16 protein-coding genes are annotated in these 24,949 nt (G+C 47.1%); all 16 read right to left on the reverse strand.

The window, feature by feature from the left end; genetic code table 11:
- Nucleotides 1-98 precede the first annotated feature (98 nt).
- On the reverse strand, nt 99-872 hold the full coding sequence (locus ACFTRD_RS17125) for a CAP domain-containing protein (RefSeq protein ID WP_379382135.1): 774 nt from the start codon (nt 870-872) through the stop codon (nt 99-101).
- Between the two features lie 345 nt (nt 873-1,217).
- A complete protein-coding gene (locus ACFTRD_RS17130) occupies nt 1,218-1,676 on the reverse strand; it encodes a GNAT family N-acetyltransferase (RefSeq protein WP_062328403.1) in 459 nt (152 codons plus the stop codon).
- Complete coding sequence (gene purT / locus ACFTRD_RS17135; RefSeq protein ID WP_379382138.1) at nt 1,666-2,853, reverse strand: formate-dependent phosphoribosylglycinamide formyltransferase; 1,188 nt, start codon at nt 2,851-2,853, stop codon at nt 1,666-1,668. The genes ACFTRD_RS17130 and purT overlap by 11 nt, the downstream gene beginning before the upstream one ends.
- A 136-nt stretch (nt 2,854-2,989) precedes the next feature.
- Nucleotides 2,990-4,840: an ABC transporter ATP-binding protein gene (locus tag ACFTRD_RS17140; RefSeq protein WP_379382140.1), complete on the reverse strand. Its 1,851-nt coding sequence runs from the start codon at nt 4,838-4,840 to the stop codon at nt 2,990-2,992.
- Nucleotides 4,837-6,609: an ABC transporter ATP-binding protein gene (locus tag ACFTRD_RS17145; RefSeq protein WP_192268239.1), complete on the reverse strand. Its 1,773-nt coding sequence runs from the start codon at nt 6,607-6,609 to the stop codon at nt 4,837-4,839. Before ACFTRD_RS17145 ends, ACFTRD_RS17140 begins: the two co-directional genes overlap by 4 nt.
- Before the next feature lie 321 nt (nt 6,610-6,930).
- Nucleotides 6,931-10,602 (reverse strand): dynamin family protein, encoded by a 3,672-nt coding sequence (locus tag ACFTRD_RS17150; protein ID WP_379382143.1) that lies wholly within the window; start codon nt 10,600-10,602, stop codon nt 6,931-6,933.
- A gap of 292 nt (nt 10,603-10,894) precedes the next feature.
- The gene (locus ACFTRD_RS17155; RefSeq protein WP_192268243.1) at nt 10,895-11,167 is read right to left on the reverse strand and encodes an NAD/NADP transhydrogenase alpha subunit; all 273 of its coding nucleotides are present in this window, start codon (nt 11,165-11,167) and stop codon (nt 10,895-10,897) included.
- A 23-nt stretch (nt 11,168-11,190) separates the two neighbouring features.
- On the reverse strand, nt 11,191-11,886 hold the full coding sequence (gene nth, locus ACFTRD_RS17160) for an endonuclease III (protein WP_192268245.1): 696 nt from the start codon (nt 11,884-11,886) through the stop codon (nt 11,191-11,193).
- 163 nt (nt 11,887-12,049) lie between these two features.
- Entirely contained in the window at nt 12,050-14,788 is a 2,739-nt protein-coding gene (locus ACFTRD_RS17165) for an S-layer homology domain-containing protein (protein ID WP_379382146.1), read from the reverse strand.
- A gap of 71 nt (nt 14,789-14,859) precedes the next feature.
- Complete coding sequence (locus tag ACFTRD_RS17170; protein WP_379382148.1) at nt 14,860-15,543, reverse strand: GerMN domain-containing protein; 684 nt, start codon at nt 15,541-15,543, stop codon at nt 14,860-14,862.
- 36 nt (nt 15,544-15,579) lie between these two features.
- Nucleotides 15,580-16,992, reverse strand: a complete 1,413-nt coding sequence (locus ACFTRD_RS17175; RefSeq protein ID WP_379382150.1) for an N-acetylmuramoyl-L-alanine amidase family protein — start codon at nt 16,990-16,992, stop codon at nt 15,580-15,582.
- Between the two features lie 257 nt (nt 16,993-17,249).
- Nucleotides 17,250-18,656: an N-acetylmuramoyl-L-alanine amidase family protein gene (locus ACFTRD_RS17180; RefSeq protein ID WP_379382152.1), complete on the reverse strand. Its 1,407-nt coding sequence runs from the start codon at nt 18,654-18,656 to the stop codon at nt 17,250-17,252.
- A gap of 297 nt (nt 18,657-18,953) precedes the next feature.
- Nucleotides 18,954-19,556 (reverse strand): 3-isopropylmalate dehydratase small subunit, encoded by a 603-nt coding sequence (leuD, locus tag ACFTRD_RS17185; protein ID WP_192268255.1) that lies wholly within the window; start codon nt 19,554-19,556, stop codon nt 18,954-18,956.
- A gap of 32 nt (nt 19,557-19,588) precedes the next feature.
- Nucleotides 19,589-21,010 (reverse strand): 3-isopropylmalate dehydratase large subunit, encoded by a 1,422-nt coding sequence (leuC, locus tag ACFTRD_RS17190; RefSeq protein WP_192272674.1) that lies wholly within the window; start codon nt 21,008-21,010, stop codon nt 19,589-19,591.
- Between the two features lie 359 nt (nt 21,011-21,369).
- Complete coding sequence (locus ACFTRD_RS17195; protein ID WP_379382155.1) at nt 21,370-23,958, reverse strand: metallophosphoesterase; 2,589 nt, start codon at nt 23,956-23,958, stop codon at nt 21,370-21,372.
- Nucleotides 23,959-24,044: 86 nt separating this feature from the next.
- A complete protein-coding gene (locus ACFTRD_RS17200; RefSeq protein ID WP_379383098.1) occupies nt 24,045-24,917 on the reverse strand; it encodes a chitosanase in 873 nt (290 codons plus the stop codon).
- Between the last annotated feature and the right edge of the window lie 32 nt (nt 24,918-24,949).

Raw genomic sequence — 24,949 nt, forward strand, 5'->3', positions numbered from 1 at the left:
ACGTTTTCACATAAAAAAAGCCATGTCACGCACAGCTTCAAGCCGTGATGACATAGCCTTTTTTTGAATTAAACCAGATTATTCTTCAATAAAAATGATTAATTGCCGATAAATTCTTGAGCCCAATATCCGTTGTAATATCCAACACCAATTTTGGTAAAGTTTTTGCTCAGGATATTCGCACGGTGGCCTTCGCTATTCATCCAGGCTGTAACAACCTCTTGAGGTGTTTTTTGCCCTTGCGCGATATTCTCGCCAGCATAGCTGTAAGTTACTCCGAATTGTTTCATCATGTCAAACGGAGAACCATAGGTTGGTGATTGGTGGTCAAAATAATTGTTGTCGCTCATATCTTTCGCTTTGGCTACAGCCACTTTGTCCAAAAGAGCATCGGAAGCCAATGCGCCCAGACCTGCTTTGGCACGTTCAGCGTTCACCAGTTTTACGACCTGAGCTGCAAAATCCGATTTTGTGCTCTCACTGCCACTGTTGTTTGTATTGCCTGTAGTCGTTCCGTTTCCAGTATTTGAAGGATCTTTGGCAGGTGTCGTTGCCGGTTTCTTCTCTGGAGTTGGTTTTGCAGGTGTTACCGGTTTTGCAGGTGCTGTCGGTTGAGCAGGTTTAGTGGCTTGATTAGGCTTTGTTACAGGCTTCTCTACCGTCGTTTGCCCCTCACTCTCGGATACTTTATATCCATTTTGTTTCAGCCATTGATCAATGTATGCTTTTAGACTCTCTGCACTCGTAATTTTATACGTTGTAGTCTTATATGATACATCTGCAGCAGAAGCGGAAGCAGGGAGCATAATCCCTACGGCAAGTACGGCTGTCAGACTGCTGGTTACGACGGTTTTCATCCATTTCTTCTTCAAATTCAATTCATCTCCTTAGAAATTAGTTATGACAACTTTGTAATTAATACTCTAGGAGTATATCAATTCATAAGTAGAATGTGAACCTATAAAATATGGAAAAGTAACTTTTTTGTCATTTTTAGGACCTGTTTCTAAACAGATCTGACGGTTCAAGCCCATTGCATCATCGTCGGGAATCGCTTATGAACACTGCATATTTAATGATTAATCACATCAATTCAAGAAAAATTGCATAAAAAAACGGCATTCGGACAAAAAACTGCTGGCCGAATGCCATTCACCATCTATTTATCATTCACCACACCAGAACGTGAAGATCACGATATAATGAAAAAATCTTTTCTATAGAAGAACTTTACTGAAACGATAGCCTCTCTTCTGGAAGCCAATGTGCTCATAGAAAGAATATGTCGTTGAAGTCACTTCGCGATTCGCACCTGTGACAAACAATTGTTTCCCGCCTTGTTGTCTGCCCCAGTCCTCAGCACGAGCCATCAGACGACGGCCAATCCCGCCTCCACGGTGCTCCTGACCTACGATCAAGGACGTGATTTGGGCGGCAGGTTCCGGATAGGCATGACTTTGCACACACTGCAAGCCAATCACACCAATAATTTGTTCATCCACTTCGGCAACAAGCATGCATGCGTTAGGATTGCTCTCCAAACATTCAATGCGCTCTTTCATAACATTAGCTGTTGTCGGATAGCTGACCTCTCGCATCAGTCCCGTTACCGCTTCAGCATCTCGCAGTTCACACTCCCGGATCATCAGTACAGGGGCCTCAACATTATTGGACATGATTTACCTCCACTTTCAGCATATTAGCGGCTTGTACCGCAGTTTTACGAGCTTCTTCCACATCTGGACCGGCGCTTAATGCTACGGCCATACGGCGTCCTACTTTGGTTTCAGGCTTGCCAAATACACGAACCTGAGTGCGAGGAAGCGCAAGCGCTTCTTCAATCCCGCCTATAGTAAAGTCAGATGTTTCATCATTAGCCTTCAGCGTAGCTGAAGCTCCCGGTGTCAGCAGATGTACATCTGTGACCGGAAAACCAAGAATTGCACGTACATGCAGCGCAAACTCGGAACTGTCTTGCGTCACCATGGTAACCATGCCCGTATCATGCGGGCGAGGAGATACTTCGCTGAACACAACACCGTCTGGTGTCAGAAATAATTCAACGCCGAACAGTCCGTAACCGCCAAGTTCATCTGTAACCGATTTGGCGATATGACAAGCTTGTTCCCATTGCTCAGAAGTCATGGCATGAGGCTGCCAGGATTCGACATAATCCCCATCCTTCTGAATGTGACCAATTGGAGGACAGAATACGGTTCCTGATACGGAACGTACAGTTAACAGTGTAATTTCACTGTCAAACTTCACAAAGCTCTCCACAATGACTCGTACGGATTTGCCACGAGCTCCCGAAAGAGCGATGTTCCAGCAATCCTCCACGTCATCCGGTGTATGGCAAACACTCTGCCCTTTGCCGGAAGAACTCATCAGTGGTTTAATCACACAAGGTGTGCCAAGTTCACGTACGGCTTCCTGAAGCTGTTCCAGGTTGTCCGCAAAAAGGTAGGCCGCTGTTGGAAGATTCAGTTGTTCGGCTGCAAGACGACGGATGCCTTCGCGATCCATGGTTAGACGTGCAGCTCGCGCGGTAGGCACGACACAAAATCCCTCTTCCTCAAGCTCCAATAAAGCTTCTGTTGCGATAGCTTCAATCTCAGGTACGATGTAATGAGGTTGTTCCTTACGGATCAATTGTTTCAAAGCTTCGGCATTTAACATGTCGATGCAGTATGACCGATGAGCAACCTGCATTGCAGGTGCGTTGTCGTAACGATCGACAGCAATCGTCTCTACTCCCAGTCTTTGAGCCTCAATAACGACCTCTTTTCCCAATTCTCCACTGCCCAAAAGCAGCATTTTTTTGGCTTGAGCCGTAAAAGGAGCACCCCACATGTTCTTTCCAATCCTCCCAAAGAGAAATCTTCTATATCTATCTCTCTATTTTCGGGGTTTTGGTTAAAGAATGCAAGAGTGCTCCCTATTTTTCTTGTGAATTTTACAAGATTTTTTGTTTTTTTTCGATCAATTTTTACAAAAATCTGTATTGTGCTTCGATGAGACCATTATAAACTCCTTGTTTCTGGATAAGTTGCTCATGGTTTCCTTCTTCCTTAATTTCGCCATGATCCAGCACAATGATCTTATCTGCATTTCGGATCGTCGAGAGACGGTGGGCTACCATAAAGGAAGTTCTTCCTTGCAGCAGCACTTTCAAAGCCTCCTGAATTTTGAGCTCCGTTTCGGTATCTATACTGGCCGTGGCTTCATCCAGTATCAAGATCCGAGGGTCTGCAAGCAAGGCGCGGGCGAAGGATAACAATTGCCGTTGCCCCATGGATAATACATTCCCGCGTTCCTCCACTTCCGTATCATATCCCCCAGGCAACTTCATAATGAATTCATGGGCATTTACAGCCTTCGCAGCTTCTTCCACTTCTTCATTGGTTGCGTCCAGCCGTCCAAAACGAATATTGTCTCGAATGGTGCCAGAGAAGATAAATGTATCCTGCAACACAATACTGATTTGGCTGCGCAAACTTTCTACCGTGACGTCCCTTACATCCTGACCGTCAATGGTGAGTCGTCCGCTAGATATGTCATAGAACCGGCTGATGAGATTGATAATGGTACTTTTACCGGAACCCGTATGACCTACAAGAGCAATCGATTGTCCTGCACTTGCAGAGAAACTGATTCCTTTCAGCGCCTGTCTGCCTTTCTCATATTCAAACACCACATTGTCGAATACAACATCTCCTTTAATAGAAGCAAGCGGCTTGGCCCCAGGTTTATCTGCAATACTCGGCTCCTCATCCATAAACTCGAAGATCCGTTCAGAGGAAGCCATCGCAACGAGCAGCTGATTGTACATTTGCCCCAGACGATTAATCGGGTCCCAGAAGTTACCGACATAGTTGGCAAAGGCAACAAGCAATCCGATCGTCAGCTGCCCTTCTTGAATCAGGTAAGCACCAAACCAGAACAGGATTAACGTCCCGAATCCGCCCGTAATTTCAATCAGAGGACCAAACCCCTGGTTCATGGCCGATGCTCTGTCCCAGGATTTTTTGCTCGACAGATTCATGTTGTCAAAATATTTGATGTTCTCTTTTTCCTGTGTATACGCCTGAGTTACCCGAATCCCCTGAATGGATTCATTCAAATGGGAATTGATACGGGAGTTCTTCATACGTACATCCTGCCATGCACGGCGGATCAACACGCGTAGTTTGGTCGAAATGATAAACATGAGCGGAACGGTAATAATGACTGCAAGACCCAGTTTCCAGTTGATCAGAAGCAGGATAACGATAATGCCGAGCAGCTGCACACAGTCAATCATGACGTTTACCGCACCGTTGGTGAATAGATCCTGCAGGGAGTTGATGTCATTGGTGATACGCACCAGAACCGAACCCGCAGGTCTTTTATCAAAAAAATTAAAGGACAGCTTCTGGATATGCTTGAACAGATCCGAGCGAAGATCGTAAATGACCCGTTGCCCGATAATGTTGGTCAATTTGATCCGATATGTGTTTGCCGCCCATTGAATCAGGTACAACACAAGTACGGAACCAGCAATAATATAGAGCATCGTCAAGCTTGGCAGCCCCGTTGCAGGTGCAATCGCTTTATCAATCGCCAAACTGATCAGGAATGGAACAGACAATTTCGTGATGGTACCCAAAATCATCATTAGAATAATGAGTGGCAAGAGTTGTCTTGCATAAGGTTTCATGTAAGAGAACAAACGTCCGAACTCACGCCAGTTAAACGGCTTTTCTATTATTTCATCGTCCTGATATACAAAACGTTCATTCATTTTCTTGTCAGAGGCTTCTTTAGCCTCGCGCCTATCGGCTACCGTTTCGGCACTCATGAATTCACCTGCTCCCCAGCCTCCCGCTTACCGCGGGCAATATAATCTGCGTATTGAATCTCATATACGTCCCGGTAAGGCCCCGGCTCTGCAATGAGACGTTTGTGTGTACCACGTTGAACGACCCGTCCTTCATCCAGCACCAGTATCTCATCTGCGTGACGTAATGAAGAGATCCGATGTGCAATGATAAACGTCGTTCTTCCACGCATGACTTCCTGGAACCCGGATTGAATTTCATGTTCGGTCTCCATGTCGACTGCACTCGTTGCATCATCCAGAACGAGAATTTTCGGATTCTTGAGCAAAGCCCTCGCAATCGCTATCCGCTGTTTCTGTCCTCCCGACAAGCCCATACCGCGTTCGCCAACAACCGTATCGTATCCTTCAGGGAATTCCATGATGAACTCATGGGCTTTGGCAAGTTTGGCTGCGCGAATAATTTCTTCCATTGTTACATTCTTGAGTCCATATGAAATGTTGTTTCGAATGCTGGAAGAGAACAGGAACGTTTCCTGAAACACAGAAGCAATCTGACTCCGCAAGCTGCGAATTCCAATGTCCTTAATATTTTTGCCGTCCAGCTTGATGGTTCCCGAGTTCACGTTGTATGCACGCATCAGGAGCTGAATAATGGTCGATTTACCCGAACCTGTTCCTCCCAGGAAACCGATGACGGAGCCTGGTGGTGCATCAAAGTTAATATCGGTTACTGCCGGCATTTTATTGCCGTAAGCAAAGGTAACGGATTCAAAGGTTACATGCCCATTGACTTGATCAGCCTCCACAATGACTGGATCTTCTGTCTCTTGCACATCTACCGGCGTATTCAACAGTTCCAACACCCGTTCACCTGATGCTTTGGATTGCGTATAGTTGTTGATATGGAAACCAAGGTTCCACATTGGACCGATTATGTACCAGATCAAACTGAAAAAGGCAACGAGTTGACCGAGTGTTAACGATTTTTGAATAACCATGTTTCCACCAACCAGGAGCAGCAGGACTACGCTGACCGAAGCGAGAATCTCCATGATCGGAAAATAGTGGCTCCACAATGTGGCTGCATGAATCTGATTTGTTTTGTAACGCTCGTTGCGTGTGGAAAACTTCTCCACTTCGTAAGGCTCGCGCGCAAAAGATTTTACAGTGCGCACCCCTGTGATATTCTCCTGTACCGCAGTCGTCAGTGAGCTGAGGGCGAGCCGCATTTCTTGGAACGCTGGGTGAATGCGGGATTCGAATCTCAGCGCAACGAAGGCAAGCAGAGGAATACATATGAGTGTTAGCAGGGTAAGCTTCCAGCTCATGGTCATCATCATGATTGCGCCGAATACGACCATCAGAACCATATTGAGAATCTGGGCGAAGCCAAATCCGATAAAGTTACGGATTGCTTCGAGATCTCCCGTGAGGCGGGACATCAAGTCACCCGTTTTGGCCGTATCATAATACCGGAAGGATAAAAATTGAAGCTTTTCGTAACAGGCGTTACGAAGTCGGTACGCCAGGAAGTTCCCCAGGCGACCTCCAAAAAGACCGTGTAAAAATTGCATTCCCGCTTTCAGAATAACGACACCTAACACCGTCAAAGCAAGTTTGGGAACGTCTTCAAAATTACGCGGGGTAATGACGTCATCAATCAGTATCCTTAGCAGGTTCGGATACACCAGTCCAAGCGCGGTCGCTATGGCGAGGCATAAGATCGATAAAAATAAATACGTGCGCTTCTCCCAGAAAAAGATCTGCAATTGCCTGAGAACATCCATGTCTCTCCTCCTCTTATATCGTTCAAAAACAGTATGAACATTTATGAAGTTTATCACCGTCCCCCATTCGCGGCAAAGCGAATAAGCGACCATATTCAGGCTACTTTCACCTTAATGCGTCATTAAGGGAGGTAGATACCCTCCTATCAATCAAATGTTTGAATATTCTCTTCCTTTCAGGTTGTTCGTATCAAAAAAGGCTCCCTGTATGCCTTTAGGGGCAGGGGCCTTTTTTGATACAACGACAACATTTCAAAATATCGCTGTATAACTCATTTTGTTTTACAACCGTTTCCATACAGACATGGATTTCAATACCTTTTATTCACGTTCAATCTGCCCAAGTTGTACAGACAGACTCTCCCACTTTTCTGCAGGAATTCCACTGGTCAGTGTCTCATGAAGGGCACTTACAGCCTCCTCAAGTCTCTCTTCCAATTGACGGGATTGATACTGCAAAGACTGCCCGAGCTGGTTGTCATAAAACTGAATCAGCTTGTTCTCCGCAGCAGGCAGAATATCGATTATCATCTGTTTTATTACAGGATCAAGCGCCTCCTGCAGCCGTTGTCGTCCATCTCCCTCGAAGAACTGTTTCGGATTACGGAAATAACCGAGATATGCTTTCCACCCCGTTGGCTCTTCCAGACGCACCTCTTCCAGGACAGGTGTACTCCAGCGTTCAATCGGTGGCAACGACAGGTCCATGCCTCCGGATAATCGTTTCAGTTCATCTATACATTCGTTCACTTGCTTGTGCAGCCAAGTCTGACCTGCCTGTTCGAGTCTGAGTGTGGTGGCAAGCAGTTCCTGCTCCAGCTCGATGGCAATCATACGCAGCAATTCGCGTCCGCAGGCGGCGAAGGCAGCTTTCAGATTCCCGCGGTCCTCCCGAAGCACGGACGGATGGAATGCTTCTGCCATGAAGAGGCCGAAGCGGTAACCCAGGCGCTGCCGCACATGGAAGAGCAGTTCAGCCGTTTCCTGAACCAACTCTGCCTTCATGGACCGTTCTGCAAGCAACTGTATCCTATGAAGTGACTGCTCTTGAATTGAACCCAATTCATCACGACGTCGCTGTAGAGCCACTTCGCCCTGAGTCGCATCCTCAGCACGTGTCTTGAGTCGTCTGATGACCCGTGCAATCTCTTCTGCGGCCCCGCCGACGGCAAGATCCGCAAGCTCTGTGCCTGCAAAGCGGTTAAATTCTTTCTCGAACTGAACAAATCCGGATTGCTCCAGCAGCTTTGCATCGTTTGCAATCTTGCCTTCCATCGCCAGCATACTGGATACCGGAAAGAGTCGTGGTGCCCGAATGCCGTTACTGCGCAGTTGTGTGCTCACATGATCCAGAACCTGCTCCAGCTCTTCCTCAGAAGATGACAGATCGCTTGCATTAACTACAAAGAACATCTGATCCATCGCCGAGCTGTCTTTCACTCGTCCCAATTGATTCAGAAACTGTCGATCTCCCTGAGAGAAGGCGTGATTGTAGTACGTTACGAAAATAAGTGCATCCGCATTCTTCATATAATTGAAGGTCACACCTGTGTGACGGGCATTCACGGAGTCTGCACCCGGCGTATCCACAAGCACAATGCCTTGTTCGGTCACATCACAACTGTAGTACAGGTCAATACTGTCGACAAAGCAAGACTTTTTCTCGTTGGCCACAAAGTTTCGATAACCGTTCAGATCCACCAGCACATCCTGGCCAAGCTGTTCCGAGGTATCCTCCCATCCGGCCGCGGCTGCCTGCAAAAAGCTGTAATGCGGGCGCCCCGCCGGATGTACCTCCTGTGGCGAAAGGGCTTTGACGCGTTTTTGCCAGTCTCCCCCAGGCTCGCCCAGTCCGAGTAAATGGAAGGAATACGCAAGATCTTCCTGGAAAGCGTCCCGGGTCTTCATCCGGACCCGGGCTGTTCCATGCTCCGCGCCGCCTGCCGGAGCCATGATCCGGTTAATTGCCGCAGTCGTTGGATGCGGCGAGACCGGTAGTACAGCTTCGCCGAGCAACGCGTTGGCGAAGGAGGACTTGCCGGCGCTGAACGCACCGAACAGCGCCAGCGTAAACGTGCCGCCCGCAAGCGAAGCCGCGCGTGCACGCAGATCCCGTACCGCCGACCCCATGGCGGGGTACGGCTCAACCAGCGCAGCGGCGGCTTCCAGCCGTGCCGCCGCTGCGTCCAGGCGCCGGCGGCGCTGTGCGCCAGCCGCCGGCTGCCCAGGCACCGCCGCTGTGCGAGGCGGCGGTGCCCCTGGAGTCTGTGGCTGCGCAGCCACAGACTCTGCCGTGCCCGTGTGCGAGCCGGGTGAAGCACCCGGCTCATGCGTGGGCACGGGCGGGCCCTGCACCTCCGGCAACAGCCCGGAGGTGAGGGGGCCCGCGGGAGGCAGCAGGCTGCGCAGCCCTGCTGCCTCTGCGTCGGCGGCGCGCTGCAGCGCCGTGTAGCGCGCCGCCGACGCTGATTGCGCCAGCAGCGCTGCGCGGCTGGCGTCCAGCGCCTGGAGCGCGGCTTCGCCCTGCGCTCCCAGCGCTTCAAGCAAGCGGTCGGCCAGCATCATGGCCGCCCTGCGGTAACGGGCCTCAATCTCGCCCCGTATGTCTTTGCTGAATTGAAGCACATACTCGGGAGATACCTCTGCACTGGCGCTCCGTTTCATCTCCAGCAGTGCTTCATCTACCGCAGGAAGCTCCGCGTTCAGCACCTGCTCCCACTCTGCGCCCCATAACTGATGGGCTTCACCCAACTGTCTAAGCATGGTACGGATATGCACCTCAACTTGCCCCGAGGCCTGATCCTGCAAGAGCCTCACAAGCTCGGCCGCGCGACGCTGTTTCTCCTGCTCGGTCTTGCCACCAGAGAACAGTAATCCTACCCGAAATCCAGGTTTGCGGCTCTCCAAGTACTCCCCGGCGGAAGTTCGAATATCTGCCGGGGTCAGATTCGCATTCGCCAGAAGAGGCTCCAGTTCTGCCCGAAACTTCTCCCGTTCACGTGAAGGTTTAGAACGAAGCTGCGTTTCCTGTTGATCCAGGAGCTCCAGTTCCCGTTGCAACCGTCCCATGCCTTCCTTGCCCCCGACTTCCTCCAGAAGTGCAGTTTCTTGTTCCTCACGTTCCTCGGCCTTCCGTGTTAGGTGCTGCTCTGCAATGTGATTGGCCGAACTAGCCAGACTGTGCCGTATTAGTCCTTCCTTTTCTTGCATCATATGCTTAATGAGTTCAGGAAGCTGATTCCATTGGCTGTAACGATGCTCCTTGTCTCGAAGCGAAGTAAACAACAGCCCGTCATACCTGACCTCCCATGCTGCAAAAATCGCTTCTACCCCTACTACATATTGATCAAACGAAAGCTCACGCTCTCGATGTTTATCAATTTGGTTCACAATAAGAAACAACGGTTTTCCCCAATCGGATAAACTCTTGGCAAAAGAAAGATTGCTCTCGGATTGTACATGGTTGTAATCCATCACATAGAACACCACATCAGCAAGATGAAGTGCTGAATGTGTTGCCAGGCTGTGCCCCTGATCGGTCGAGTCCACGCCTGGCGTATCAAGTAATACCGCATCATCTTTCAGAAGAGGGATGTCATCCCATACTTCAATGGAGGTGTATGCCCCACCATTCTTGCAATACTCTTCTAATTGTTCTGGAGAAACCTCAAGAACTCCCGCTGAATTGTCAGCGCTTACGTTCGATGACGTATAAATAAGTGCTCTGGGTTCACCGTTACGGATGGAAACCACATTCGCACTTGTTGGCACGGGACTTGAAGGCAAAACCCGCTTACCGCATAAACTGTTGATTAGACTCGATTTACCTGCCGAGAAATGTCCACAAAACGCAATCGTTAACTGTTTCATTTCCGCCTTATTGATCAAATCCGTTAATGCCTGTACAGCTGTATGGTCTCCTGTCTGCTCCATCGCTTCTCGAAGTGAAAGCAAAGGTTTGGCCATCTCTGCTGGGTAATTTGTTCTGGACATGACTGGCCTTCCCCCTGGCTCCTCTAATTTGACATCTATTCCGATGTCTTTATCTTATAATTCATTTATTTTACCATGATCAAGTTTGAAATTGAACGGTTAGAATTGCAACTCGGCTGACAATGAAAACTTACAAGCCATTCTCCACATAAAAAAATAAAACCGATCCTGTCGGTTTTATCTGCGAAATGATTGTATTCATAAGCATGCTGCATTCATGCCCAACGAGATAGATCCTTCCAAGAGGATAACCCTTTGGACTTGAAGCAGCATGACTCCTAAGTCAAATCTATTAAGAAACAGCGTTCTCCATCGAAGGCAGCAAAATTTCAAATACTTGCCCATGCTGCAAAATCGTAATGCCACGACCTTTGTCTCTCATCACAACGACCTCTGGTTTGACAGACATACGCTCCAAATAATGTTCAGGTACATCACCAGAATGACTTACAGTGATTCCTTCTACTTCTTTTTCTTCGTTTTCAGCCATTTCCTGTTCAACGATTTGTTCGAAAATATCGGAGAAGGCCTCAAAATTGTCAGTGTACACGGAAATGCATTTCATGATTACTCATCCTCTTCTGCTCATTAATTTATTTTTCGTTTTGGGGTTGTTGCACGTTCCTTATCTTTCCTGATTTGGGACGTTTTCATACGTTTTTTCCCTTCCCTGCATATGTCCAGCAATGGACAGATATGACATTGAGGGTTCTGTGCCTTGCAATGGTAGCGTCCAAAAAATATGAACCGGTGATGAGTTAAAGTCCACTCTTCCCGGGGTACGCGCTTCATCAGTTTTTTCTCGACTTCAAGTACGGAGTCATCCCAACCTGCCAGTGCCAACCTTTTGGATACACGTTCAACATGCGTATCCACCGCAATCGCCGGGACTCCAAAAGCATTCGATACAACTACATTTGCGGTTTTCCGTCCGACACCAGGAAGCGTAACAAGCTGATCATGTTCTTGTGGTACGTCTCCGCCATATTGCTCTATTAAAATTCGGCACATGTTCTGAATATGCTTGGCCTTGTTACGATACAAACCGATCCGCCGGATATCCTGTTCCAACTCCTCGAGAGGAACCGCCAGATAATCGGCTGGGCTCTTGTATTTTTGGAACAAGTCTGCGGTTACCTTGTTTACCGTTTCGTCGGTGCACTGGGCAGACAACAGAACGGCTACCGTCAATTCAAACGCATTGCTGTGATTTAATTCGCAATGTGCATCAGGAAACATCGCTTCCATCGTCTCGAGTATATGCCTAACAGTCGCTGCATTCATGAAGAGCTACCTCCCACAAAATAACTCCACGCCGTGGAGCCTTACTTCGAAGCTTCTTTCGAGTACTTTGCGGAGAACCCAAAAATCTTGCAAAAAAAACGTCCTGATACGGGAAAGATCCCGCATCAAGACGGTCATTCTTTTGATCCTCGAAAAGAAACGATTACTGTTTTTGGATCTCCAGTACAACGTTGTTCAGGAGATACAATACAATATTATCATTATCTTTGAGAGATTGCACGCTTAAAGTGTTGTCACCCTGGTGAACAAATACGCCCGTTCCCAGCGCAAAACGATAATTCGTGTCCGATGTAGACTCACGTTTAACCAAAATCTGGTTACCTACTCCATCATAAGACCAGAACTGTTTGCTCATGACCGTCAACACTCTGAAACGAGTGGAATTATCCGTATCCTTCGTCATCTCAACACGGTCACCTACAGTAAGACTGGTAAGAGTGGTTAACGTAGATCCCGATTTGACCACTTTAACAGTGCCACTCACAGGAACCGTCTCGCTTTGACCGTTAAATAGCTTAAGTGTGACTGACGAAGCATCAACAGAAGTAACTTCCGCCAGCGTACGTTTGACCACTTGAACCGCTTTTGGCGTTGTTCCCTCAAAAGTAACATTAATCAGGTTGCCAGCTGTCAGCTGTGATGCAGTAATCGTCTGGCCAGTTTCACTTGTGAGAACCGCTTGATCCACGTAGAACTGACTCGTCAGGGCATCCGATTTTACACGAACGCGGCCATTGGTTTCCACAGACACAACTTCAAATTGTGCCACCGTGTTCAACGCCACTTTCTGTACGTAGTCCTGGTTTGAGCCCAGTGTAACTGTAACTTTATCACCGATCTTCAGATCACTTAGACTTGCTCCTGACTTATTGTAAATCTCAATCGAAGGAAGTGTGGAGTACGGGACTGTTATCGTCTGGCTTCCGGACAACAAACTGATTTTTCTGCCCGCAGTATCGATGCTGCTAATTGTGCCTTCGTACTTGAAGATCACTTTAACGGATAGCGCACGAGTTCCCACATATGTCAGATCCAATTTGCGACCGTCATTCAACAACGATTCCAATCCAGCAAGTGTAGGCTTCGTTGCATTGTAGTCCAGCTTCGTTTTGTCATCAAGCGTGAACACGAACGGTTTTTTATTGCTGTCAAGAACCGTCAATACTTTGGTTTTGCTGTTGTAGGATACAACCGATGCCCCGTTCATGGGCTCCATTTGACGTCCTACCACTTGAATGCGCGTCACGCGATCTTCAGAGTTTAACGTAAGCTCAACCTGATCTCCATTTGTTGCGTCTGAAATCAGATCATTCAACGTTGCATCCTGTATTCCGTTAATGATTACTTCCGGCTTCTCTACCAGCAGCTTCGCTTCCAAAGATCCACCTTCACGTTTAAATGTCAGTGTGGACTGGTTACCACCGATTTCCACCAGTGTGCCGCGTACAGACTGCTCTACACCTTGCGACAATTCAATGGTTTGCAGGACACTGTCTTTCACCGTATATTTTACAGCACTCCCCGCTTTAAGCTCAGCCAGGGAAAGGATTCGGTCCTGAAAACGAATGATCAAATTATCGTTATAGGTGTACTGCTCTGTAGTTCCGGCTGCATTGGTAAGTTTAATCGTTTTGGCGGAAGCCGTTACTTCAGCAATGACACCACTATCACTTTTATTGACAATACCGGACTTCACACGAATAACGACTGTCTTTTTGTCAGCCGAGAACGTCTCACGTTGTACTTCAATGGTGCTGTCTGTTGTAATATCAGACAGTTTGATTGCATTTCCGTTTTGATCGATAAATGCCGTTGCCTCATCATAGCTATACGTTTCATAATTCTCGCCCACAAACAAGCCAATTTTATTACCTGATAATGAACGAGCAAAAATTCCTTCAACGCTTTCTACCTGTGGCGTAGCATCAACCACTTCCACATAGGAAGCTGTACCGGCAGCACCTACAACCTGAACTTTCGTATACAGCTTCACATCCGCAGACGATGCACGGGATTCACTGTCTTTTGTAAAGTAAGGTGTACTGCTGTTCACTGCGAAGTTGACAGCTTTGCCGTCCACAACCAGCGTGATCTGCCCATCTTTTAATCCTGTTACATAACCTGTAGATGTATTCGCATACTTCGTATCCGTTAACGTTTCGCCACGGCTAAAAAATGTAGCGAGTTGGGCACGAGTTACAGAGCCGGTTGGATTAAATTTGTTACCTTCTACACCTTTGGCCAGATCCAGACTTACAGCCAGATTAATATAACCTTTTCCACTTTGGGAAATGCTATCATTATCAGCAAATCCGGTAGATTGGTTGTTTTGCGCCTTCGCTTCAGCATCTTTGTTCAACGAACGGATCAGCAATTTCGTAATCCATTCCCGTGAAGCCTGTTTCTGTCCCCAGGATGTTTTGGACACATCCACTGTAGATTCTTCGGTTTTATCAATCAGTCCCAGTTGAAGCGCCAAAGCGACATATGGCTTGAAATAGTTTCCCACTTCCATATTTGTCGGTAATGCCGTAGCCGTGCTGTCGTTCAACTGGTTCTCCTTGTTCATAAAACGGATCGCCATCGTCACAGCTTCCTGCTGTGTTACCGCGTCTCCCGGACGGAACAGGCCGTTGTTACCGAGAAGAATGCCTTGGTAGGCCAGCTTGTACACATGTTTCTCAGCCCAGTATCCGGCCTTGATATCACTGAACAAGCCGGTTGGTGCAGCTGTATTGCTTACAGTCGCAGTCTGGCCTTTCCCCGTTTCTGTTGATTCTGCTGCCAAGGCAGCTCCGCCGGCACTAAGGGCCATCATGCCTGCAAGCACGGCTGAAACTACTTTTTTAGAGTGTGATGGATTGTTATATTTAAAAGTCAACTGTGATTCCCCTCTCTCATGTAAAACGGCCGATATTCCGCAGATTCACGGTAAACAACATGCTGTACAACCTATTCGGATCGTGTCATTGGATGCTCAAGATCCACATGGCCCATCAAGCTCTCGGATGGCTGGCCGTCCACCAGCAAATCAAGCGATTTGACTTCATCAAACTGGAAGAACGTTTGTTTCAAGGCATCAATGGCAAACACTTCGCCACCTGCACCAAGACGTGCTGTATCTGGCATGTGAATATCCAGTGTAAGCGCCCCGTCTTTGAACTGAGCAGATTTCAATTCTATTTCTTTTGCCCAAAGAGGAACGAGTTTGTCGTCCTTGCTTTGTTGCAGCGCTGCAAATGCAGCCTTGTATTTGGCATCATCTGAAGCGTAAGAAAGTTCTGCCGTTGCTTTGTGCAATTCCAGCTCTTCCGGATCTGTGTAGTACACATCAATGGTCTTCTTCTCATTGCTTTCGGAAGTTCCAGGCTTCTCCGAGGAAGTTTCGCTCGATGGAGTAGTTGTTGTACCCTCCGTACTGCCTTCTGTAGTACCCGGTGTCGTCGTTGTTTCCTCCGGTTCCACGATTGCAGGTTCAGTAATTTCCGTCTCATTCTGATTCTCAGACGCATTATTCTCTGTTCCCGCACCTTGTGTCTGACTTGGAGATGGAGCTGCTGTTGGCTTGCTTCCACATCCAGCAGCAACTGCCATAACCGTTACCAACAGCGCTGCAATCCATAATTTTTTGTTCATTCTAACTCCGCCTCCTGATCATAAGGGCTAAAACCCTTATTTAATTCCCAGATACTCCTTGATTCCTGCAACAATTCCTTTGGCTACACTGTCCTGGAAGCTTTCAGTGAACAATGCAGCTTCATCACTCTTGTTGCTCAGGAAACCGGCTTCCAGCAAAACTGCCGGCATCGTTGTTTCACGGGTTACGTGGAGACTCGCCGTTTTCACTCCCCGGTCCTTCAAACCAGATGATTGCAAAAGGTACTTATGCATTACCGTAGCCAGTGCCTTGCTGTTAGAACGGGTATAATATGTCTCCACACCGTTTGCCGCAGCAGAACCACTGTTTGCATGAATGGAAATAAAGATATCAGCCTTCAAGCTTTCTGCGATCTTCACACGTTCTTTCAAAGCCAAAAATGTATCATCGCTGCGCGTCAGCACAACGTCAATGTTGGATTCTTTTTTCAGCAATGCTTCCACTTTCAGCGCCATTGCCAGATTGAAATCTTTCTCTCTTTTGCCCGTTACCCCAATGGCTCCTGGGTCCTGATCACCATGTCCAGCATCTACAACAACAACCTTTTTGCCATTGTTTCCCACTGGAGGTTGTGGTGTTGTAGTCCCTTCTTTGTTCAGATCAATCATAACGAGGCCGGAGTCACTTTGCACGTCATAACCTTTGGCACTGCTCAAATCAATAACAAAGCGAAGCGTCGAAGGGCTATTGCTGTATAAGGAATAACGAATTTTCGACACATCCGGATATCCACTCACAACAAGCTGTCCATTCTGGTTGCTATCAAGAGCTTGTCCTTCACTGAAAGAATCAGCAAAAGCAGTGTTCGGCAAGTCAATAACGATTCGATCCGGTCCTGTCATCGTGAAGACGTTCGGCTTCGTATTTCCGCTTGTTGCAATTAAGAGGCGGTTATCGCTGAAGCTGATGCCGTTCACCAGTACAAGACCCTCCTGATTGGAACCTCCGCCGTCATTGCCAGAGTTCGGAGGAGTGGTTGTCCCGTTTCCGGAACCTGAATTCTGGGTAACTAATGTTACCGTCTTCGTTGTATTGTTCCAACCCACCTTAAGACCCATTTGCTCACCAATGAACCGGAGAGGCACAAGTGTGGTACCATTTTTTACGAGTGGTGGGGCATCCAGGTTCACGTTACTGCCGTTCACCGTTGCCGTCTTCTGTCCTACAATCATCTGCATGGCAGTGTTGTCTTTACTAATAGTCACGGTGCTTGTTGCCTGTTTCCAGTCCACACCATATCCCAGGCTCTCCGAAATAACCCGAATCGGAACCATCACTTTACTGTTGATGATTTCCGCTTTAGCATCCGAAGGCTGCACAATCTCTTTCCCATCTAGGATAATGTGCGTATCTGCTGCTGCATGACTATAGCCCGGGAAAACGAGCCCAAAGACAAATAACAGTACCAAAAAACCGAACTTCTTCATCCTTCACCCCTACCATTCTCATATTTTTTTGCCGCATGTTGTGAATCTTCAGCTCCGACTGACCACTTGGGCATTACCAGACACCTATTAGACGTCTCGCACTCCCAAAAGTTGCGAATATATTCCAACATAACAGAAAAAAAACGTTGTCAAATCAAGCTTTTTCTACATTTTATTGTCTGGATTTTCCCTTTATTATCAAATATGCATCTCTAAACAACGAACTTTCCCAATCTGCATAATTGCGCATACAAAGCTTACAAACTCAAATATTCCACAATTCCGTCGACAATGGCCTGTGCACATTTATCCTGATAATCCTCTGTAAGCATGATTGCTTCATCGGAAGGATTGCTTAAAAATCCGAGTTCAAGGAGAACCGCAGGCATCGTTGTTTCACGGGTTACATGCAGACTTGCTGTTTTGACTCCCCGATCCTTGAATCCCGTAATAGGTAACACATGTTTGTGCAGTATGTCAGCCAGAGTTTTGCTTTCCTTGCGACTATATAGTGTTTCTATCCCATTTGGAACTGGGGTTGTGAACTTGTTTCCATGAATGGAGACAAAAATATCCGCTTGATTCAGTTGGGCGATATCCACACGTTGCTGCAGGGATAACTCCGTATCATCCTGTCTTGTGATCACCGTATGAAACTCCGTATACTGTTTCAGTAGCTCCTGCACTTTTAATCCCACAGAGAGATTAAAATCCTTCTCAACGGCACCTGACACACTCACGGCTCCCGATTGACGTCCGCCATGTCCCGGATCGATAATCACGACCTTTTTGCCATCATTGGTTGGCAATGCCGGCTGACTTGTTGGTTCTCCGTCACTTGCTGTAAGGTCAACGAGCAAGACGTTGTTCTCGCCTAGTGACCATTTGGCAGTAGCTGCCTGATTCAGATCCAGTACCACACGCACCGTTGAAGGTGACTTGCTAAATATCGCATATCGGACCTTCGAGACCAGGGCTGAATCCGTAACCTGAATACTCCCGCTCCCATCCGGACTGGTTAGTTGCCCCTGACTGAATTCCTTGGAAAATGTGGTGTCAGGCAGATCCACGATAATGCGATCAGGTCCGCTGATACTAGACACTTTGGGTGTGATATCACCATTCGTCGCAACGATCAGTCGATCCCCGCTGATGCTGATGTTCTGAAGCTCTCCAAGACCATTCGATTCAGGTGTTTCTACTGGATCATTTTCATTTTCTGTATCTGCTACAGGAGGGATGCTAAATAGGCTAACTGTCTTGGTTCCATTGTCCCATCCCACACGCAGACCCATGCCCTCACCGACAAACCGTAGTGGAACCAGTGTAGTCCCCTGCTTAACAAGGGGCGGCGAGTCCAGACTGACCCGACTTCCATTCACAGTGGCTGCATCCTCACCGGCCGTCATCTGGATACTGCTGTTACCTTTGAGAACCCGGACGGTCTGGGTGGCTTTCTCCCACTTCACCTGATACCCGAGATTTTCAGAGACTATCCGAATGGGCACCATCACGGTCTTGCCAATGTTCTCGGCCGGAGCTCCCGATTGTTGCTTAATGGTCACACCGTCCAGCACAATCGATGGAGACGAATCGGCATTTGCCATGACAGGAAATAAACACAGGAACAGAAAAACAAAGACTGCTGCCGACCACTTTTTCATACATCAACCACCATTCTGTTTGTCTTTTGAACCTTCCACCTGATTCGCTGTGATGCAACACTCGACTCTATCAACCCTTCCATAATCTACTAATCAGTTTATCAGATATTGTCTCTTCATCCGGTTACAACGTTGTCATATTTAGTCGGATTATCCCTGCAATCAGAAGCTGCACGCTTAATAGGCACAATGCAAAAAAACCTCAATCCCGAGTCTGGAACGCTGAGGTTCCATGCCCGGTCTTGAGGTTCGATATTCATTTTGCCAAAATTGAAACGCTTGGTTGGTTGAAGCTATTTATCCAAACAATTTAGCCGCGTGACGCTCTTCATAAGCTGTAATTTCATCATCATGCTGAAGTGTCAGACCGATATCATCCAGACCTTGCAACAGGAATTGACGACGGTGTTCATCCAGATCAAAATCAATATGCAACCCGTGTGCATCTGTAATCGTTTTGTTTTCCAGATTCACATTTAGTTCATAACCTTCATGAGTCGCTGTACGCTGGAACAGATCTTCCACCTGCTCTTCCGACAGTTGGATTGGCAGGATGCCATTTTTGAAACAGTTATTATAGAAAATGTCAGCATAGGATGGTGCAATCACGCAACGGAATCCGTAGTCCATAATTGCCCATGGAGCATGCTCACGGGATGACCCACAGCCGAAGTTGGCACGTGAAATCAGAATGGATGCCCCTTTGTAACGAGGTTTATTCAATTCGAAGGAGGGATTGTTGTTCCCCTCTTCGTCAAAACGCCATTCATAGAACAAAAATTGTCCAAATCCGGTCCGTTCGATCCGTTTCAAAAATTGTTTCGGAATGATGGCATCTGTATCTACATTGACCCGGTCTACCGGTGCAACGATGCCTTGCAGTGTTTTAAATTCTTCCATATCATTCGTTCTCCCTTCAATCCGTTCCTATGTTAGATAGCTGCTTCCGTTTTGAAATTCCAGTCACGTACGTCAACGAAGTGTCCCTTAACCGCTGCTGCTGCTGCCATTGCAGGAGATACGAGGTGAGTACGTCCTCCGCGTCCCTGACGTCCTTCGAAGTTACGGTTGGATGTCGAAGCACAGCGTTGTCCTGGTTTCAATACATCCGGGTTCATTGCCAGACACATACTGCATCCTGCATCACGCCATTCAAATCCAGCCTCAGTGAAAATTTTATCCAGACCTTCTTTTTCGGCCTGAATTTTAACACGTCCCGAACCTGGAACAACGATCGCTGTAACATTACTGGATACAGTGTGACCTTTGGCTACCTGTGCAGCAGCACGCAGATCTTCAATCCGTCCATTGGTGCATGAACCGATGAATACATAATCAACCGGGATTTCGGAGATTGGCGTTCCAGGTTCCAAGCCCATATATTCAAGCGCTTTTTCAGCTGCTTTACGTTCGTTTTCAGTTGGCAATTCAGCCGGTACAGGAACTTTCGAAGAAATGTCGGTTCCCATGCCTGGACTTGTGCCCCAAGTTACTTGCGGAATCAATGTTTCCACATCGATTTCAACCACTCGGTCGAATTCAGCACCTTCGTCGGTTACAAGCTCTTTCCAGGCAGCAACCGCTTCATCGAATTTGCCATCAGCAGGTACGTATTCACGTCCACGCAGATATTCAAATGTGGTTTCATCCGGAGCAATCATGCCCGCTCTCGCTCCACCTTCGATGGACATGTTGCAGACGGTCATGCGCTCTTCCATACTCAGTTCACGGATCGATTCACCTGTATATTCAATAACATAACCTGTTGCAAAATCTGTACCGTATTTGGCGATAACTGCGAGAATCATATCCTTCGCCGTTACACCCGGGTTACGCTTGCCGACAAAACGAACTTCCATCGTTTTGGCTTTGGCTTGCTGCAAACATTGGGTTGCCATAACATGCTCGACTTCACTTGTTCCGATTCCGAATGCCAATGCACCAAATGCACCATGTGTGGATGTGTGGCTGTCTCCACATACAATCGTTTTACCTGGATGAGTCAGACCCAGTTCAGGTCCCATAACGTGTACAACACCTTGGTCGATGGTATCCAAATCATACAGTTTTACGCCGAAATCGCGGCAGTTTTGTGAAAGCGTGTCAATTTGTTGTTTGGAGATCGGATCCGTAATGTTGAAACGATCCTTGGTTGGAACGTTGTGATCCATGGTCGCAAACGTCAGCTCAGGGCGACGGACTTTACGGCCACTCAGACGCAGACCTTCAAACGCTTGCGGAGATGTTACCTCGTGCACCAAATGCAGATCGATATACAAAATGCTTGGCTTGCCTTCTTCCTGATGAATCACGTGATTTTCCCAAATTTTCTCAAACATCGTTTTTTTACTCATCATTTTCACCTCATCATAAGTTCGGTCCTTGGAAGAGCCTTGTACGTTCTTTAAAAGTAAAGCTCTTGAATGACATAAATATATCACCCTGTCCTTCATTGTTCCAAGATATAATATCTATAGATGTAATAGGTTTAACCTATAATGAGGGAAAAGCAAATAAACCACCGCTCTATGCAGAAGTTCCAATTGATAACAATTATCATTATCATATAAACCTTATACTACGTTCCAGCTTCTTCTCTGTCAATGCTTTTTATGCAAAACAGAAAAAAAGCAGCCCTGGTAACAGGGCTACCCTGACTACATCTCACCTGTTCCAGACGATCGTATTCCCCATATCAATCCATTCATTGCATTCATTGCATTCCTGCCTCTACAGGAAGCGAATTACTTCTTATCCCCACTGATTTAATAACGAACTTGTAGGCTTGGGAAGAATCTATGCCGTTTAATGTATAACTGTAACTCGTCTGACCGCTTACCGCCGGCACATACACGCTCCAATTCGTGCTGACTTTATCATTCTTGTCGTAAATTCGGTAACCTCGCACCGGCTCAGAGCTATTTGCTGGCGCTTTCCACGAAAGAACTGCACGGTTCGCTGACTGTCTTACTGCGCTTGGATTTTGAACTGTGCCGGGTTTGACGTCCGTCCGTTTAATACTGTAAGCGTCATAGACAGCAAGGGGTTTATCTTTAACCGCTGTGTAAGATGTAAACTTCAGCACATCATTTGTAATGGAAACATCCACAAACATTTTCTTGTTGGGTTGCTCGTTTTTTGCTGCAAAAAACGTGTCTGCATCTGGATTAAGAGCATAGAATTTCGAAGCGGCCGAGTTACCCATTAAATATACAGTCCCCTTGGGATTCAGTACATTTCCTTGCTCATCTGTAATGACATTCTTAATTGGAACGTTGTTCAGCATTTGAAAAGACCTCATATACATATGGTCATGTCCCTCAAACACCATATCCACACCCAGCTCATCAAATACAGGAATCAGATATTTCCGATAAAATTCTACCCGATCGCTTTCTGCCGAAGCATTATCCCCTGAAGAATAAGCTCCCTTATGCATAGAGACAAATTTCCATTTCTTGTCGGTCTTCGCCACCTGATTCCGCATCCACTCCAACTGCTTCGTGAACTGAATATCCGCTTTGTAAGGTTTGACCTCCCCTTCGTACTGGGAATTGATTTGCATGAACAAGGCATCGCCGTATTCGAAAGCATACACCGACCCGTCATGAGCGCCCGTCCCGACATCCTTTGGAAGATTAAAATGGTTATAGAAGTTATTATTCGGATAATCCTCTATCTCATGATTACCGATTATCGGCGCAAATGGCACATTGGCAAATTCTTTTTTCGGCACACCCAAGAACCACTGCCACAGTTGCTCCAGATCACCGTCATCCGTTAGATCTCCTGTAAGAAGAACAAACTTGGGATCTACCGTTTTCTCAATAGCTCTCTTAAAAGTATCCTGCCACAGATCGAAATTCGACTTACTTGAGCCCTGGGTGTCGGTTACATAGAGGAAATGGAAATCCTGATTATTCGCCTTGTCCGTGGTAAAAGAACCCGCCTCGCTCCAGCCGTCCACATCTCCGTTACCGGCCCGGTACATATACTTGGTTCCAGGCTTGAGACCGCTCGCGATAACCTTATGGCTTGCAAACTTTTTATACTTCTTGGAACTTCTGTCTCCTGATGTCATTAAGGTTTCAATAACTGTTGAGCTACCCTCATAAGAAGTGGCCAGTTGTTCCGGGAACTCACTTCCTCCCGCATTGGAGGCCTCAACCAGTTGCACTACTGTTCCTCTGACGGTTTCGGCTGTATACCAGTCAAAGGCGATACTTGTCTTTGGATCCCCATTAAAAGTCATATTCAGCAGCGTTGGTGTTTTGTTGCCGGTGTCCTGAGACTTTGTCTTAAAGCTCCAGGTAATATCGTTGTCCGGGGTCCGGCCGTCCATAGTCCCTTTAAGAAGCTCTTTAGGGATGGTCACCTTGTAATTTTTTCCAGAAGTAAAATTAGGGTGGCTGACTCTAACCGTGTCTTGACCGAGGAGCGAGGCAGAGATGTTGTTAAGAGGGACACTGTTTTCCGTGATTACAACTTGAAAGCCACTGTCGAGACTGATGGCTTTATTAAACTTTACTGTGATCTCTGCGTTAAGGGAAACATCTGCAGCCCCTGAAGCGGGAGTTTTGCTTACCTCAAATGTGGGAGTGTTCCCAGGTTCGCCACTGCTGCGTGTTCCTTTAACGACTACATCTTTGATTCTGCTTGAGCCTGAGCTGGAGACCGTTCCCCCGGTTACGCTTTCCGCAGAGTTTACCACCCAGCGGATATAGAGTATATCTTGATTGTTTGTTCCCGCAGGCAATGCAAGGTTCGTTAATTTGCAGGAATTATTGGCACAATTAAAATTGTTCTGGGCAAGAACCATTTTGCCGCCCGCAACATCTGTCCATTCCTGCTGATTCATACTGTATTGTACCTTAAAATCCCTGGGTCCCGTACTTGAAGAAGTTTGCTGTGAAGAGAGGAGGATACCTTCGAAGCCTTTAGTCGAAAGTGTGGCAAGCCAGTATTTACTTCCCGTTCCTTCATGCCAGCCCTGGTTACGTACACTGTTCTCACCTGACTCATAGGTGTATGCATCCGTATTTGTTCCTACATCACGAATGGATGAAGCCGTTTGATATACTCCGCCTGTAGCCGGAAATATTCCGTTTTCGCCTTTGTCTTTAAAAATCCACTGGGCAATCGTTTCCTGAACTGCAGTTGCTTCGCTTGCGAGATCTTCCTCATTTCCTTCCCTTCCTGCTGAGACAAAACCGGTCAACTCCATGGCAAGCAGCAAACCTATAGCCATTAGACTGATCACCTTGGAAAATCTGTTCTTGAGATAAGATTGGTTTTTATCCATTCGGCCCATCTCCCTCTTTATTAAGCTCACTTATCATCGCCGCCGTCACTGAGAAGAGAAGCGGTTCTGCTACCCTTGCATTCCTGTTATTGGAGTTCCCAGTCGGTGACTTGACGTACTGCCGAATCTGCGCTCTTCAGGTCTGTCTCCCCCATGTTCAGCAAATTGCTCCATTGCTTCACACGATTCTTCCCGTTAGGCGGAGAGTTGTACTCATTCGTATCCACAATCTTGGTCCGTTCTTTATAAAATTTGGTCATGAAGGTCTTCTCATCCGTGCTGCTTCCTGATTTACCCAAAAGCCCTTGAAGAGTCTCGGAGCCGCCGGTCGCTCCATGGTTCAGCGCTGCGTCCACGAAGGAACCAATCGTTAATGCCGAGTTAAAGCCGCGTTTGCGGGCCTGATCCACACTGTACTTAATGTAGACATTGTAGAACGTTTTCCACATAGCCTCTCTCCACTGGGGATCATTTTGCAAATTGCCGATCTTTCTACAGAAACTCTTTTCGCTTTCATTGATTTCGAGGATCTTCCCATTCATCGAACCCTTGACACCGATTCGGGCCAATGCGCCTTTAACCGAAGGATTACTCGCGCCTTTGGCAGCGTCATATTCCTTAAACAGATCCGGACCGTCGGGACCGGTATCGTTTGAGCCGCCTGTAGTGGCACCGAATATTCCAATCGTATACCCGCGGTCATCATCAATATCTTCACAATATCCGTAAAACTTGGTCCAGTTCAGATCGTCCTGCTCCGGTTTGTTGACAAGCATCATAATATTGTTCCATTGCTCACCATCCAGACCTGTGTTAACACGCAAGAATTGAAGTGTTGCCGGTGGGAAATTAGAATCAGGGTTCGCTGCCGCATAACTCTTCTGCTCAGACGTATTGGACAGAGAGCCATAAGAAAAAATGATTGAAAAACTGAGCAGGATCAATAATGAAAATTTCATCTTCTTGAAAACCTTGCTATTCGTTGAATTAA

The sequence above is a fragment of the Paenibacillus sp. NPDC056933 genome, assembly GCF_042674385.1.
GTDB lineage: Bacteria > Bacillota > Bacilli > Paenibacillales > Paenibacillaceae > Paenibacillus.

What these genes read in the sequence shown, in the direction of transcription:
- ACFTRD_RS17130 (WP_062328403.1), bottom strand. Translation starts at nt 1,676, where the DNA reads ATGTCCAATAATGTTGAGGCCCCTGTACTGATGATCCGGGAGTGTGAA.
- nth (WP_192268245.1), bottom strand. Translation starts at nt 11,886, where the DNA reads ATGAATGCAGCGACTGTTAGGCATATACTCGAGACGATGGAAGCGATG.
- leuC (WP_192272674.1), bottom strand. Translation starts at nt 21,010, where the DNA reads ATGAGTAAAAAAACGATGTTTGAGAAAATTTGGGAAAATCACGTGATT.
- leuD (WP_192268255.1), bottom strand. Translation starts at nt 19,556, where the DNA reads ATGGAAGAATTTAAAACACTGCAAGGCATCGTTGCACCGGTAGACCGG.
- purT (WP_379382138.1), bottom strand. Translation starts at nt 2,853, where the DNA reads ATGTGGGGTGCTCCTTTTACGGCTCAAGCCAAAAAAATGCTGCTTTTG.
- ACFTRD_RS17200 (WP_379383098.1), bottom strand. Translation starts at nt 24,917, where the DNA reads ATGAAATTTTCATTATTGATCCTGCTCAGTTTTTCAATCATTTTTTCT.
- ACFTRD_RS17195 (WP_379382155.1), bottom strand. Translation starts at nt 23,958, where the DNA reads ATGGATAAAAACCAATCTTATCTCAAGAACAGATTTTCCAAGGTGATC.
- ACFTRD_RS17180 (WP_379382152.1), bottom strand. Translation starts at nt 18,656, where the DNA reads ATGAAAAAGTGGTCGGCAGCAGTCTTTGTTTTTCTGTTCCTGTGTTTA.
- ACFTRD_RS17140 (WP_379382140.1), bottom strand. Translation starts at nt 4,840, where the DNA reads ATGAGTGCCGAAACGGTAGCCGATAGGCGCGAGGCTAAAGAAGCCTCT.
- ACFTRD_RS17175 (WP_379382150.1), bottom strand. Translation starts at nt 16,992, where the DNA reads ATGAAGAAGTTCGGTTTTTTGGTACTGTTATTTGTCTTTGGGCTCGTT.
- ACFTRD_RS17145 (WP_192268239.1), bottom strand. Translation starts at nt 6,609, where the DNA reads ATGGATGTTCTCAGGCAATTGCAGATCTTTTTCTGGGAGAAGCGCACG.
- ACFTRD_RS17150 (WP_379382143.1), bottom strand. Translation starts at nt 10,602, where the DNA reads ATGTCCAGAACAAATTACCCAGCAGAGATGGCCAAACCTTTGCTTTCA.
- ACFTRD_RS17170 (WP_379382148.1), bottom strand. Translation starts at nt 15,543, where the DNA reads ATGAACAAAAAATTATGGATTGCAGCGCTGTTGGTAACGGTTATGGCA.
- ACFTRD_RS17155 (WP_192268243.1), bottom strand. Translation starts at nt 11,167, where the DNA reads ATGAAATGCATTTCCGTGTACACTGACAATTTTGAGGCCTTCTCCGAT.